11 protein-coding genes are annotated in these 14,555 nt (G+C 40.9%); 6 read left to right on the top strand and 5 right to left on the bottom strand.

Annotation, left to right across the window (positions count from 1 at the left end; translation table 11 throughout):
- Positions 1–2: 2 nt before the first annotated feature.
- From ESY88_RS10500 to glgA, 3 genes are all read right to left on the bottom strand, one after another.
- Positions 3–1,940, bottom strand: coding sequence for an alpha-1,4-glucan--maltose-1-phosphate maltosyltransferase (locus tag ESY88_RS10500; RefSeq protein ID WP_147086724.1), 1,938 nt, complete (start codon positions 1,938–1,940; stop codon positions 3–5).
- A gap of 140 nt (positions 1,941–2,080) precedes the next feature.
- Positions 2,081–3,346, bottom strand: coding sequence for a glucose-1-phosphate adenylyltransferase (locus tag ESY88_RS10495; protein ID WP_147086723.1), 1,266 nt, complete (start codon positions 3,344–3,346; stop codon positions 2,081–2,083).
- 4 nt (positions 3,347–3,350) lie between these two features.
- Positions 3,351–4,556, bottom strand: coding sequence for a glycogen synthase (gene glgA / locus ESY88_RS10490; protein ID WP_147086722.1), 1,206 nt, complete (start codon positions 4,554–4,556; stop codon positions 3,351–3,353).
- 183 nt (positions 4,557–4,739) lie between these two features.
- On the opposite strand from glgA, the gene msrB reads away from it, so the two are divergent.
- From msrB to lpdA, 3 genes are all read left to right on the top strand, one after another.
- Positions 4,740–5,222 (top strand): peptide-methionine (R)-S-oxide reductase MsrB, encoded by a 483-nt coding sequence (msrB, locus tag ESY88_RS10485; RefSeq protein ID WP_147086742.1) that lies wholly within the window; start codon positions 4,740–4,742, stop codon positions 5,220–5,222.
- Between the two features lie 128 nt (positions 5,223–5,350).
- Complete coding sequence (locus ESY88_RS10480) at positions 5,351–5,905, top strand: DUF1572 family protein (RefSeq protein WP_147086721.1); 555 nt, start codon at positions 5,351–5,353, stop codon at positions 5,903–5,905.
- A 393-nt stretch (positions 5,906–6,298) separates the two neighbouring features.
- Positions 6,299–7,675, top strand: coding sequence for a dihydrolipoyl dehydrogenase (lpdA, locus tag ESY88_RS10475; protein WP_147086720.1), 1,377 nt, complete (start codon positions 6,299–6,301; stop codon positions 7,673–7,675).
- A 440-nt stretch (positions 7,676–8,115) separates the two neighbouring features.
- On the opposite strand, the gene ESY88_RS10470 is transcribed toward lpdA, so the two are convergent.
- Both ESY88_RS10470 and aroQ read right to left on the bottom strand, forming a co-directional pair.
- The gene (locus tag ESY88_RS10470) at positions 8,116–8,637 is read right to left on the bottom strand and encodes a porin family protein (RefSeq protein ID WP_147086719.1); all 522 of its coding nucleotides are present in this window, start codon (positions 8,635–8,637) and stop codon (positions 8,116–8,118) included.
- 162 nt (positions 8,638–8,799) lie between these two features.
- Complete coding sequence (aroQ, locus tag ESY88_RS10465; protein ID WP_147086718.1) at positions 8,800–9,219, bottom strand: type II 3-dehydroquinate dehydratase; 420 nt, start codon at positions 9,217–9,219, stop codon at positions 8,800–8,802.
- A 311-nt stretch (positions 9,220–9,530) separates the two neighbouring features.
- Between aroQ and ESY88_RS10460 the strand changes: the two genes are divergently transcribed.
- From ESY88_RS10460 to ESY88_RS10450, 3 genes are all read left to right on the top strand, one after another.
- Positions 9,531–11,945: an FtsK/SpoIIIE family DNA translocase gene (locus tag ESY88_RS10460; protein ID WP_147086717.1), complete on the top strand. Its 2,415-nt coding sequence runs from the start codon at positions 9,531–9,533 to the stop codon at positions 11,943–11,945.
- Between the two features lie 66 nt (positions 11,946–12,011).
- Complete coding sequence (locus ESY88_RS10455; protein ID WP_147086716.1) at positions 12,012–12,653, top strand: LolA family protein; 642 nt, start codon at positions 12,012–12,014, stop codon at positions 12,651–12,653.
- Between the two features lie 20 nt (positions 12,654–12,673).
- A complete protein-coding gene (locus ESY88_RS10450; protein ID WP_147086715.1) occupies positions 12,674–14,545 on the top strand; it encodes an LptF/LptG family permease in 1,872 nt (623 codons plus the stop codon).
- The last annotated feature ends 10 nt before the right edge of the window (positions 14,546–14,555 follow it).

Here is a 14,555-nt window from a genome sequence, read left to right as displayed (position 1 = left end):
ACCTATTTGTGTATTTTAAAGATGTGGAATGGCAATGTAGGGTGCAACTCCACATAATTCCACTCGTTATACCAATTGTAGCTACTTCCTGTAATCAAATCGGTTACTTGTACTTGCTGCCCTGCTTGTAATCCCAAGGCTTGCAAAGGCAATTGCACATGGCCTTGTTGTGGATAATACTGGTCCAAACTAATAATGATCAGCAACTCATTGGTTTGTTCTTGATTCCATTTATAAAATGCGATGAGATTATCGTTTTGAATGTCACAAAACTTGATGTTATTGGTTTGTTGCAGTGCCTCGTTTTCATGTCGAATGGCATTGATGCGCGAAATGATCAATGAGAGCTTATTTTCCTTGGACCAATCGTAATTGCAAATCTGAAATTTTTCAGACATGTAATACTCCTCCTTCCCAGGAATAGCTTGATCAATCATCTGCTCAAATACAGGACCGTAGATACCAATACTTGAACTCATGGTCGCAGCAAGCGCATAGCGTTGAATGTATTTTGCTTCGGTTGCACCTTGTAAATGATAGGGGTTGATGTCTGGAGTGTTGGGCCAAAAGTTGGGCTGCATGTATTCACGCTGATCGGTTTGGGTCAATTCCGTAAGGTAATCTTCAAACTCTTTTTTGCCGTTTCGCCAAGTAAAATAAGTATAAGATTGGGTGTAGCCTTCTTTCGCCAAGCGTTGCATTACTTTTGGTCTTGTAAATGCTTCTGCCAAAAAGAGCACATTGGGGTGTTTTTTCTTTACTTCGGAAATGAGCCAGTTCCAAAAGAAATAGGGCTTGGTATGCGGATTATCCACCCTAAACACCTCAATGCCGCAATCGATCCAATAGAGCATGGTATCAAGGCATTCGTCCCAAAGCGCTTTGTAGTCATTGCTTTCCCAATAAATAGGAAGAATATCCTGGTATTTTTTTGGTGGATTCTCAGCATATTGCACCGTACCATCTGGCCGCCATTTAAACCAATCTGGATGTGATTTTACCCAAGGATGATCTGGAGCCGCCTGTAAGGCATAATCCATGGCAATCTCTATATTATGGGCTTTCGCTTTTTTGATAAGGCTTTTAAAATCGGCTATTGCCCCCAACTGCGGGTGCAATGCTTTATGACCGCCGTCTTTTGAGCCAATGCCCCAAGCAGATCCAACGTCGCCGTCTCCAGCTGCGGTGGTATTGTTTTTGCCCTTTCTGTTCACTTCACCAATAGGATGCACTGGCGGAAAGTAAAGCACATCAAAACCCATATTTTGAATTCTTGGGAGTAAGCGCTCACAGTCTTTAAATGTGCCGTGTGCTCCTTTTTCTTCGGAAGCCGAGCGTGGAAAAAACTCATACCAGGTGCTGAATCTTGCTTTCTTTCGATCTACATATACCTGAAGCGCTTTCGATTCGTTGGCATGGTGTTTTTCAGGATATTGAACAAACAACTGATGCAGTTTTTCGCTTCTGGCATCATCAACGGCTTTCTCGTATTGTGATTTATCTGTAAAAGCTTCCGAGCAGGCATTGAGAAACGCTTTCTCGTCTTCGGTTGCTTTCTTTGAAATAGGTTCCAACAGTGCCGAGCCTTCGGTCAATTCAGAATTGACATGTTGCCCGTCTTCAATTTTCCTAATAATACCATGCTGCCAATTGAGTGCTTCGTCAACCCAAGCTTGGACTTTATAGCTATAAAAACCCTGCTGTTCTACCACAAAGGAAGCGTTCCATTCATCATTACCTAAAGCCTGCATGCGGGTTTCGCTCCAGCTCTTTGCGTTTTCGTGCTTGTATAAAAGAGCGACCGCAATCACATCGTGCCCATCGCCAAATACATTGGCATTTACGATGACGATCTCGTTTATAACCCGCTTTATAAAGTGTTCTCCACAATTGATTTGAGGCTTAACCGCCTCTATAACGACTCGTTTTTGATTCTGCATGTTATTGGTCAATTGATTGATTTTGTTCGTAAAAATACTATAATAAAGTGTTGTAAATAAGTGTGGCGCTGGATATTCTCAAGATTTGTAAATGCGTAACCACTCATGTATTTAAATCAAGAATAGCTAAAAGCGATTGATTAAATAATTGTTCCAGATGCTATGGTCGCCCCCTTTTTAACCACCACAATTTGGTCCCTGATCACATAGCTATCTGTCTCCACATCTTCATGATGTTTGCTACCATCAATGACCACATCATCACCTATGCGCGAATTTTTATCGAGAATGGCATTCTTGATAAAACAGCGCTCGCCAATGCCCATGTAGATTTCAATATTGTTGTCATCTATGAATTTTAGAGATTCATAATCGTCACTACCCATCATGTAACAATTGATCACAACAGACTCCTTACCTATTCGCGACCGAATACCAATTACGGAGCGCTCAATTTTGTCGGCGTGAATGATACAGCCATCGGCAATGACCGCTTTATATAACAAAGTACCCGTGATTTTTGAGGTTGGAAGAATTCTGGCATTCGTGTAAATGCGTTTGTGGGAATCGTATAAATTAAACTGCGGAATATCATCGGTCAAGCCCAAATTGGCTTCAAAAAAGGAATCGATGTTTCCAATATCGGTCCAATACCCTTCGTATTGATAGCTGAAGGTCTTGTATTTATCAATGGACTGCGGAATGATTTCCTTTCCAAAATCGACCGTATCTGGTTCATCCATCAATTTTACCAATAGGTCTTTATTAAAAATATAGATCCCCATTGAAGCCAGATAATGGCGACCATCTTTGAACATCTCCTCGCTTACAACGCTTTCCCAACCTTGCAAGGCTTCCGTATTTGGTTTTTCAATAAAAGAGCTTATCATGCTATTGTCATCGGTTTTTAGAATACCAAAAGACGTCGCATCCTTAGCGTTTACTGGCAAAGTGGCAATGGAAATCTCTGCACCGCTTTTCTTGTGCCTCTCAATCATATCATTAAAATCCATCTGGTACAATTGGTCGCCAGATAAAATGAGTGCATACTCAAAATCATGTGATAAGAAATGATGCATGCTCTGTCTTACCGCATCGGCAGTGCCTTGAAACCATTCTTCACTGCCAATGGTTTGTTCCGCCGCAAGCACATCAACGAAGGCCGAGCTGAAAAAACTAAAGTGATAGGTGTTTTTAATGTGCCTATTCAAGGACGCCGAATTGAACTGGGTCAACACAAACATGCGCTTGATGTCTGAGTTGATGCAATTGGAAATTGGGATGTCTACCAAGCGGTATTTTCCAGCAATGGGAACTGCAGGTTTAGAACGCTTTTGGGTTAAGGGATAAAGGCGCGAGCCTTGCCCACCTCCTAATATTATGGCGAGTACTGAGTCGTTGATCATGATGTTATGGCTTTAAAGTTTGATATAGTTCTTGAACCTGCTTGGCAATGGCGGCCCAATCAAATGTGGACTCCACGCGTTGTCTGCCTGCCAGTCCCATTTGTTTTCGTATTGTTGGATTATTCACTAAATAGTTGATGGAGTCTGCAAGATCCTGCGAAAATTTCTCAGGATGCAGGGGTTCAAAAGGCGCTTCAGTTTGTTGCTCTACAGAAACCAGAATCCCGGTTTCATCATTGACAACAACTTCCTTGATTCCGCCAACCGCACTGGCTACAACTGCCGTTTCACAGGCCATGGCTTCTAAATTGATTATACCAAATGGCTCATAAATAGACGGACAGCAAAACACATCGGCATGAGAATAGAGCTGTATGACTTCAGGTTTAGGCAACATCTTATCAATCCAAATCACATTATCACGTGTTTTTTGAACTGCCTCCACACTGTCTTTCATTTCCTGGGCAATTTCTGGTGTATCTGGCGCACCTGCACACAACACAATTTGGGTCTCCCCGTGAATATGTTTGATGGCATTGACCAAATGAATGATGCCCTTTTGTCTTGTGATTCGGCCAACAAAAAGCACGTAAGGTTTTGTAGGATCAATGCCGTGAGCGACCAGGGTATCCGTTTTGTCTGTAACATTATATTCCACCAAGTTGATGCCATTATAGATCACTTTCACTTTGGCTTCATCCACATCAAAATGTTTGAGTACATCTTCTTTAGTTTCCTTAGACACAGCAATTACGGCATCTGCCATTTCAATGGCAGTTTTCTCCACCCATGAAGAGGCATCATAGCCTCTTCCCAATTGTTCGCGTTTCCATGGGCGCAAAGGTTCCAGCGAATGTGTGGTTATAACCAACGGCGTTCCATAGCAAAGCTTGGAAACGATGCCTGCAAAATGCGCGTACCAGGTGTGGCAGTGCACCACATCGGCATCCACTGGGTCTATGTTCATATTGACGCAGGTTCTCAAAGTTTGCAAGACCGCTTTAAGCTTAGCATCGGCAGTTTTGAAATCTTCACTTTCAAAATCGTAGCCTTTCACTTTTAAATTTTCAGCATGTGCATCCTGGTCTCCAAAACTCCTGACCTCCATGGGCATGAGCTTGGCCAACTCCTCAGCTAAATACTCAACGTGGACGCCTGCACCGCCATAAACATAGGGCGGAAATTCTCTAGTGTAAAATAGTACTTTCATAAAACGATAATGAACAATTTTTGATTGATTAAATGAACCCAAGTGCGAATTCTCCTGTAATTTAACGAAATCTTACAAGTTAACAAGACGCTAAACCATAAATTTGGCTTAATGTGTAATTTAGCTGTTAGGATACACTTTGCTTAGCGACTTATTAGCACAAAACTAAATATGAAAACAACTATGAAACGATTAATGGCAATTTGCATTTTCGCGCTCGTACTGAGTTGCAATTCAAACGCACAAAAAACAGCAACAGCAACGAAAACAGATTTTAAAGTAAGTAAAACCGAGGCCGAATGGAAAAAGGAGCTTACGGCAGATCAATATTACGTGTTGCGTGAAGCAGGGACTGAAAGACCGTTCTCAAGCGACTTGAACGATAATCACCGAGAAGGCACTTACGTTTGTGCTGCCTGTGAAACGCCGCTTTATAAAAGTGAGAATAAATTTGAATCTGGAACAGGATGGCCAAGTTTTGACCGTGTGATTGAAGGCAATGTTGCGTTCTCGACCGATAGCAAACTCGGGTACTCCAGAAATGAAGAGCATTGCGCTACTTGCGGTGGCCATTTGGGTCACGTATTCAACGATGGCCCCAAGGAAACTACTGGAAAGCGCCATTGCATCAATGGGGATGCTTTAAAGTTTGTACCAGCGAAATAATTAGATAAACTCCAAATCTTAAAATTCCAAATTCCAAATTCCAAAATCCTAAGACTGGCTTTGGGGTTTGGGATTTTTTTTTTAGAAAATCCTTCGGAAATTTTTATAGTAAATAGTATCTTTAAAACATGAGCAACAGCTACCTTAATAGTGTAACCAAACAATTTGAGTATTATAAAATGCTTGGAGATAAAACCTTGGAGGTGTTGACCATTGATGAACTGAAACTGGAAATGGTGGCCGATTGCAATTCTGCAGCCATAATTGTAAAACACCTCTGCGGTAATATGCTGTCAAGATGGACGCACTTTTTGACTGAAGACGGTGAAAAATCCTGGCGCGAACGCGATGCCGAATTCATAGCTTCCGCAGAAACAAAAGTGCAAATCATAAACCAATGGAATCGAGGCTGGACCTGCCTGTTCGGCGCGCTTCACACACTTCAACCCAAAGATCTTGAGCAACTTATTTATATTAGAAATGAAGGCCATACCGTGACAGAAGCCATTAACAGCCAATTGGCACATTACGCCTATCATGTGGGGCAAATGGTCTTTTTGGGTAAGCTGATAAAGGCTGAGGCATGGCAGTCGCTGTCAATTCCCAAAGGGAAGTCAGCGACGTATAATCAAAATAAATTCAGCCAAGATAAAGCACGCAAACATTTTACGGACGATGTTTGAGATATTTCCATAGCGGCAGCAAAATAACTGATAAAATCAGAACTCAGCTTGTAAGTGACATTAACCCACATTTAATTTTCCTCCAACTCAACTATGTGCGCAGCGTCCTACCAACCTTACGGCAATGCGCAATCAATGACCTAGAGGCAAAGCAAATAAAGTAAGCGGACTTTAAAATTCGGCAAGATATACTGCTTTTAAAACTCTGTTTTCAATAATTTACGATATAAGTCTTCCTGAAAGCTTCGGGATTGATTCTTACAACGACTTGGGTAAAGCGAGTCGAAGTAAGCCGCCTTGGTTCTTTTACGGACAATAATGTTTTACATACTATAATTTTAGCGTTTGGTTTTGTAACTTCGTAGCTTCTTAAAAACCGATAAAATTCACAAGATGAGTAAATACGATGTTATAGTGCTTGGTAGTGGTCCTGGAGGCTATGTTGCAGCAATTAGAGCCTCACAATTGGGCTTGAAAACCGCTATTATTGAAAAGGAAAGCCTTGGTGGCGTTTGTTTAAATTGGGGTTGTATCCCAACAAAAGCATTGCTCAAAAGCGCTCAAGTTTTTGAGTATTTGAAGCATGCCGAAGATTACGGATTGAAGGTCAAAGAACCCGGATACGATTTTGGCGCGGTTGTGAAACGCAGTCGTGGCATTGCCGATGGCATGAGTAAAGGCGTTCAGTTTTTGATGAAGAAAAACAAGATTGACGTCATCAATGGTTTCGGAAAATTGAAAACCGGTAAAAAAATCGATGTTGACGGAAAAGAATACAGCGCCGATCACATCATCATCGCCACAGGTACACGTTCCCGCGAATTGCCAGCTTTGCCGCAAGATGGCAAGAAAGTGATTGGCTATAGGGCCGCAATGACCTTGGAGAAACAACCTAAAAAAATGATTGTAGTCGGCTCTGGCGCTATTGGCGTAGAGTTCGCTTATTTCTATAATTCCATGGGTACCGATGTAACCATCGTGGAATACCTACCAAACATTGTTCCTGTTGAGGACGAAGACGTTTCCAAACAATTGGAGCGTAGCTTTAAAAAGAGCGGTATTAAAATCATGACCAGCGCCGAGGTTACTAAAGTGGATACTTCTGGCGATGGTGTAAAAGCGACGGTTAAAACCAAAAAAGGCGAAGAAGTCTTGGAAGCTGATGTGGTGCTTTCAGCAGTGGGTATTAAATCCAATATAGAAAACATAGGCTTGGAAGATGTTGGTATTGCCACCGACCGCGATAAAATTCTAGTGAACGATTACTACCAAACCAATATCCCTGGATACTACGCTATTGGCGATATCACTCCAGGTCAGGCTTTGGCGCATGTCGCTTCCGCGGAAGGGATTTTATGTGTGGAGAAAATCGCAGGTCAACATGTAGAAGCCTTAGATTATGGAAACATCCCAGGTTGCACTTATTGCTCTCCGGAAATTGCATCGGTAGGATTAACCGAAAAACAAGCCAAGGAAAAAGGCCTGGATATCAAAGTGGGGAAATTTCCATTTTCTGCCTCTGGTAAAGCAAGCGCTTCTGGCGCCAAAGATGGTTTTGTAAAAGTGATCTTCGACGCTAAATACGGCGAATGGTTAGGTTGCCACATGATTGGCGCTGGCGTAACCGACATGATAGCGGAAGCCGTTTTAGGCCGAAAACTAGAAACCACAGGACATGAAGTACTCAAAACCGTACACCCACACCCAACCATGAGCGAAGCAGTAATGGAAGCTGTGGCAGATGCTTATGGGGAAGTGATACATCTTTAAGTAGGTAGTGGGCAGTAGGTAGTGGGTAGTGGGTAGTATAAAATTATGTTTTCAAATTTTGTACTAGATCGATTACTCGGCACTGCCAAGTACAGCTTGCTAATTGAATTTAGAATCAAGACTTGATTTTAAGATATTGACAAAAAATATAAAAAGGATTCGAATCTATGATTTGAATCCTTTTTTTTTACGCTCAAGCTCAATGAGCCAGCCTTCGGTTTTGTAATAGTTAACTCGTCAATAAAGTCACATTTCCTAAGCAGAGCTGCAATAAACTTAAACTCTTTTTCTTGTCTATAGTCTAAAGCGAAGCGGTCTATATGCTTTTCTCTTTTCTCTTTTCTCTTTTCTCTTTTCTCTTTTCTCTACCCTCTAAAAACCACCAACTAACAACTACCCTCTAACAACTACCCTCTAAAAACCACCCTCTAAAAACTGCGTCACAGCTTGAGTCCCAGCCCAAAAAAGAGTCCGTTGGGAGCAAGCACTTCAAAACCTAAAGTGTATTTGATGTGGGCGTTGAGAGCAGGTGTTATTTGGTAGGCAGCACTAAGATCGCCGCGTACCTTGAATTTATCGGTAAAAAAATCGAAAAAGTAATTCAAACTCGGCCCCACCATGAGATTGAATTTATCCGCCACTTCGTATTTGGCATAAATGGGCGCATTTAAAAATCGAAAATCGTTGAGACCAACATAAAGAAGCTCGGGTTGGATAGAAAGGAACTCATCGATTTCAAAGTCCACGTAAGCACCGGCATAATAACCAGTTTCAGATCGTGCATTAGGTCCAAAATCGGCTTGCTCTACATTGAAAAAGGTAAGATTCAATCCGCCTTTGATGCCAAAATCGACCTTTTTGACTTGAGAAAAAGCCAACAAATTGGTTAGAGTAAGTGTCACGATCACTAAAATCAGTCTTTTTTTCATGACTTGCTTGACCTCAAATTTGAATGTTCCCAATTGATTTTAACTTGATTTACAATTACACTTGCACTTACAAAAAAGCTCCGTTTCAGCCTTTCTATTTAGATCTTAGTGATTCTTGTTTAAATTCATTTGACACGGCTACCCAAGCTGGAATGAGAATCCCATAACTTTAGGAAGACTATCATGGACCTGTTCTTAAGCAATGAAACTTTGTATCGCCAACTCATAACTCTGCAAGCCAAAACCGAGTATGATACCTTGGGCATTTGGAGAAATAAAAGATTGATGTCTAAAGTCTTCGCGTGAAAAGGTGTTAGAAATATGAACTTCCACCACCGGGGTTTCAATGGCTTTAACCGCATCGCCAATGCCAATTGAGGTATGTGTGTAGGCTGCAGCGTTGAGGATAATACCGTCATAACCAAAGCCCACCTCCTGCAGTTTATCGATAAGCTCACCTTCGATATTGGATTGAAAATGCTCCAAGTGTAAATCGGGAAACTTTTTGACAATAGATTCGAAAAAATCGGTAAAGCTCATGTTACCGTAAATATTGGTTTCGCGTTTTCCCAACAAATTTAGATTGGGACCATTAATGATGATGAGTTTCTTCATTGCATAAAGATATTAAAAATAACAGAGTTTGAACTCTAGTAATATGTAATAGGCCAATCATGGGATTTAAAGACCATAGACAGCTCAGTTTAGTCGAGAATTACTATTGAGAAATCAAAGCGAATTGACGTCTAAAACCCAGTAAATCAAAAGCCATTAAAAGAATTTCATCCCTACATTTTAATATACGAATTGCATTAGGATAAACGTTACTAATTTGTATTTTTGTCCAGTTACAAACAGGACTTATTAATAACAAGACTCACGATTTTAGTAAGAATTTAAAGATTTCCGTTTAGCGGAAAGTAAGCATGGCGAAAAAGAAGACCAAAACAACTAAGAGTAAACCCACGGTCGGCAAAGCAACGAAAAAACCTTCCAAAACGTTTAGTTTCAAATTATCAAGCCAGCAAAAACTGATTTTTGGCAGCTTGTTGATCATTCTTGGTGTGTTGATGTTTATTGCTTTCCTCTCTTTCTTTTTCACAGGTAAGGCCGATCAAAGCACCTTGAACCAACTGGCTTCCCGAGACGTAAAAACCGAGAATTGGCTCAATAAATTAGGGGCCTGGGTTAGCGATCTCTTCATCAAAAAAGGGTTTGGCATTTCATCCTTTATTTTCTCTGGGTTATTATTTCTATCTGGCATTTACATTACCCTAGACATCAACAAGTCACGCTTGCGCCGCTATTGGATCTGGGGCACATTGATCGCGATTTGGTTATCGGTTTTCTTTGGTTTCTTTGCACATAAATACGATTTGCTTGGCGGTACCATAGGCTTTGAAGTCAATAGTTTTTTGCAGGATTACATTGGCAAAATTGGCACCATCCTCCTACTCCTTTTTGTATTGATTGTTTACTTGGCCATTCGATTCAAAGTCACTGGACATAGCATTGTAAATCTATTTAAACGGGCCAAGAGCGATATTAAGTCAGACTTCAAATCCACCGACGACCCTAAAGAAGTGGCGCTGGACAACGATCTTTCCGCGGAAGCAGAAGATATCAAATCGGCCTTCGACCTTAAGGTAACCGAGAACAAAAAAATGTCTGAACCTAAGCCCGCAGCCAAGACTGAAACTATGCATAATGTCTCAGTTGCTAAGCCTTCCGAAGAAAAAAGCGACGACGAGACCGAATTGGATATCGAGATTGAGACCGTTGAGGAAGAAGTGTCTGAAGAAGACAACCTCTCCAACAAATTAGTTGAAGATTTTGGGCAATTTGACCCGACGCTGGAGTTGAGCAAATTTCAATTTCCGCCTTTGGATCTGCTTAAAAGATATGATACTGAAGGCATTAAGATCAACCAAACCGAACTTGAGGAAAACAAGAACCGCATTGTTGAAACCTTAAATAATTACAAAATTGGCATTGCGAGCATCAAAGCCACCATTGGCCCAACGGTAACATTATACGAAATTGTGCCCGACGCTGGCGTACGGATATCAAAAATCAAGAATTTGGAAGATGATATCGCGCTCTCCCTTTCGGCATTGGGTATTCGTATCATTGCCCCCATCCCTGGGAAAGGCACGATTGGTATTGAAGTGCCAAATAAAAATGCGACCATTGTGTCAATGCGCTCGGTAATTGCTTCCAAGAAATTCCAAAACTGCGACATGGAATTGCCCATTGCATTTGGTAAAACCATTAGCAACGAGACCTTTGTGGTCGATCTTGCAAAAATGCCGCACATGCTTATGGCGGGTGCCACAGGTCAAGGAAAATCGGTTGGGCTCAATGCGGTCTTGACCTCATTGCTCTATAAAAAACATCCTGCCGAAGTGAAATTTATTTTGGTGGATCCCAAGAAGGTTGAATTGACGCTTTTCAATAAAATTGAACGGCATTACCTCGCGAAACTACCCGATAGTGAAGAGGCGATTATTACAGATAATACCAAGGTCATCAACACCCTGAATTCACTCTGTATTGAAATGGACAATCGCTACGAAATGCTCAAGAACGCCTTGTGCCGAAACATCAAGGAATACAACGCCAAATTCAAGGCACGAAAATTAAACCCCAATGATGGGCACGCGTATTTACCCTATATTGTATTGGTGGTAGATGAGTTTGCCGATTTGATCATGACCGCTGGCAAGGAAGTAGAGACCCCCATTGCACGACTCGCCCAGTTGGCCCGTGCGATAGGCATCCATTTGATCATTGCCACACAACGACCGTCGGTAAACGTAATCACAGGTATTATAAAAGCGAATTTCCCAGCACGTATCGCCTTTAGGGTGACCTCAAAAATCGACTCAAGAACCATTTTAGATGGCTCTGGCGCCGACCAATTGATAGGTCGTGGTGACATGCTCTTTACCCAAGGCAATGAAATCACAAGAATCCAGTGCGCCTTTGTGGATACGCCAGAAGTAGAGAAAGTTACCGAGTTTATTGGCGGACAAAAAGCCTATCCCGATGCCTATTTACTGCCAGAATACGTTGGTGAAGATGGTGGCACAACTATTGATAATAACATAGACGATCGAGATAAGCTTTTTAAGGAAGCTGCAGAAATCATCGTAATTTCACAACAAGGCTCTGCCTCACTTTTACAACGCAAGCTCAAATTGGGCTACAACCGTGCAGGACGAATCATTGACCAATTGGAAGCTGCTGGTATTGTTGGCGGTTTTGAAGGCAGTAAAGCCAGACAGGTGTTAATTACAGATTTGGCAGCATTGGCAATTTTATTATCTGATGAAAATTAATTTATAAAAAAACAACTGTATTGGTAACTTGCACTGCAGGAATTACCAAAATAATCAACAATCACAATGAGAAAATTAAGTTTAGTATTAGCAATTTTAGTGGGCAGCCTGTCTTTTGCACAAAGTGCCAAACAGGCCGAAAACCTACTGAATGAAGTTTATAACAAAGCAAACTCCTATGACAATATTTCCATAGACTTCAAATATGTTCTCAAAAACACAAGCGAGAATATCAACCAAGAAACCCGTGGGGACGTCAAGATGCAAGGCGAAAAATACCGTTTGAATATTTTGGGAGTTACGCGCTTATTTGATGGCAAGACTTTGTACACTATTAGTCCGGAGGATGAAGAGGTTACAATTTCTTCAGACAATACCGAAGATGAAGGCACCATCACGCCAAGTAAGATGCTTTCTTTCTATAAAACCGGCTATACCTATAAAATGGATATTGTTCAAGATTTAAAAGGTCGTAAGATCCAATACGTGAAGTTGGTCCCAATAGACTCCAATTCAGAAATCAAACAGATACTTTTGGGGATTGACGCCAATACCAAACACATCTATAATTTGATTGAAACCGGCAACAACGGCACGCAAACCACGCTCACTGTTAATTCTTTTAAAACAAACGAGCCCGTTTCAAAAAGCTTATTTACATTTGACAAAAGTAAGTATCAAGATTACTACATCAACAAACTAGACTAGTTTAAGCCCTTTTTTATTGCATGAAAATATTAGATAGGTATATATTGACGACCTACCTAAAAACCTTTTTGAGCGTGTTTTTAATACTCATGTTCATTTTCGTTTTACAGGCAATTTGGCTATATATTGGCGACCTGGCGGGCAAGGATCTCGATTCTTATGTGATCGTTAAACTCCTGCTCTACATTACGCCTACCCTAATCCCTTTAATTTTACCGCTTACCATTTTATTGGTGTCTATCATGGTTTTTGGTTCTTTTGCCGAAAATTATGAATTTGCAGCAATGAAGTCTACCGGGATTTCATTGCAACGTGCCATGCGCGGTTTGAGTTTCTTTATTGTGCTTTTGGGCATTGTCACATTTGTGTTTTCCAATAACGTGATCCCCTGGGCAAACTACAATGTGTATAACCTAAGAAAAAATATCGCTCAGGTTAAGCCTGCCTTAGCTATTTCTGAAGGCCAGTTCAATGAAATAGGCACTTACAATATTAAGGTCGATAAAAAGACCGGCGAAAATGATGAATTCTTGGAAACGGTGGTCATCCACGAAAAATCTGGAAGAAGCACGGCCAATAGAAAAATCATCATCGCCAAAAGAGGAGAATTAAAAAGCAATGAAAATTCCCCCATACTACAATTGGTACTGTATGAAGGCAATCGTTACGAGGAAATTTTCAGTAACCAAAATCCAAAACAGAATAAAAAGCGACCGCACGCCAAAAGTTATTTTGACGAGTACACCATCAATGTGGATATTGAAGGCCTCAACGATGTGGACATTGATGACAAGAGTTATGACAATCGCTATAACATGTTGGATGTTTCGGCTTTGAATTTTACCATAGATAGTTTACAAGAAAAGAAAGTTGAGACGCTTAAAAATTTCTCCAATACGCTCTACCGAAGAACCGCAATCACCTCCTTGCCTCTAAACATTAAACCAAAAAAAGATTCGCTTTATACAGGAGCCATTCTCGATCTTTTTAATGATAAAACCAAAATACAGCTTCTCAATCTCGCCAGTAACAGCATAAGCAGCACCAAACAAATTGTAAGTAGCAATAAACAAAGTATTACGGGCAACACCAAATGGATGAATAAGCATATAGTCGCTTTGCACGAAAAATACGTATTGGGCATCGCCTGCATCATTCTGTTTTTTGTAGGGGCACCTTTGGGCGCATTAATTAGAAAAGGAGGCATTGGCCTACCATTGGTCATTGCCATTTTACTGTTTTTGAGCTATCACTTTATTGGTATTTTTGCTAAAAACAGTTCATTGGATGGTACTTTCAGTTCAGTAATTGCCACTTGGCTCTCCACGGCCATCATGTTGCCTTTGAGCATATTCCTTACCACGAGGGCTACCAAAGATCGCGGCTTATTGGAGTTTGACCACATCATTGAACCTATCAAAAAACTTTTAAAAATTAAACCCAAGGCAGAAAAAGAAGCTTCAAACGCCAGGAAAAGCACATTAGACGACACCATTATTGAGAATCTCAATTTGATTGGTCATGAAGATCGGGTAAAAATCAAAGATTCCGCAGCTTTTGAGACCAAGCTTGTGGATTATAAATTCAACGCCAAATGCACGATGGTATTCTATTGCATCGCCATCCCGCTTCTCGTGTTTCATTTTATATTTAAAAACAACAAACTACCAGCAATGGCGAGTGCTTCTTTAGAACTCTTCACAATAGCAGGTGTCATTTTACTCATTTATTTTATGTTGGCCACCAGAAACCTGCACCAAATGTATCACTACCTCGAGGCTAAGAAACTTTCTAAAAACCCGATATGGTGGGTGCTTGGTTTTGTGTTCTATCCTTTGGCCTTTTACATAAGACGCAATAAAGTGAGTGACGACTTTTCTTTAGACAAATAAGCCATATCTT

Source organism: Subsaximicrobium wynnwilliamsii, from assembly GCF_007997225.1.
Lineage (GTDB): Bacteria > Bacteroidota > Bacteroidia > Flavobacteriales > Flavobacteriaceae > Psychroserpens > Psychroserpens wynnwilliamsii.
The sequence above is the reverse complement of the archived record's forward strand: the minus strand, read 5'-3'. Positions and strand labels throughout refer to the sequence as shown.

Bases quoted from the DNA above. Each gene is read 5' to 3' on its own strand.
- ESY88_RS10500 (WP_147086724.1), bottom strand. From the start codon at position 1,940: ATGCAGAATCAAAAACGAGTCGTTATAGAGGCGGTTAAGCCTCAAATC.
- ESY88_RS10495 (WP_147086723.1), bottom strand. From the start codon at position 3,346: ATGATCAACGACTCAGTACTCGCCATAATATTAGGAGGTGGGCAAGGC.
- glgA (WP_147086722.1), bottom strand. From the start codon at position 4,556: ATGAAAGTACTATTTTACACTAGAGAATTTCCGCCCTATGTTTATGGC.
- msrB (WP_147086742.1), top strand. From the start codon at position 4,740: ATGAAACGATTAATGGCAATTTGCATTTTCGCGCTCGTACTGAGTTGC.
- ESY88_RS10480 (WP_147086721.1), top strand. From the start codon at position 5,351: ATGAGCAACAGCTACCTTAATAGTGTAACCAAACAATTTGAGTATTAT.
- lpdA (WP_147086720.1), top strand. From the start codon at position 6,299: ATGAGTAAATACGATGTTATAGTGCTTGGTAGTGGTCCTGGAGGCTAT.
- aroQ (WP_147086718.1), bottom strand. From the start codon at position 9,219: ATGAAGAAACTCATCATCATTAATGGTCCCAATCTAAATTTGTTGGGA.
- ESY88_RS10460 (WP_147086717.1), top strand. From the start codon at position 9,531: ATGGCGAAAAAGAAGACCAAAACAACTAAGAGTAAACCCACGGTCGGC.
- ESY88_RS10455 (WP_147086716.1), top strand. From the start codon at position 12,012: ATGAGAAAATTAAGTTTAGTATTAGCAATTTTAGTGGGCAGCCTGTCT.
- ESY88_RS10450 (WP_147086715.1), top strand. From the start codon at position 12,674: ATGAAAATATTAGATAGGTATATATTGACGACCTACCTAAAAACCTTT.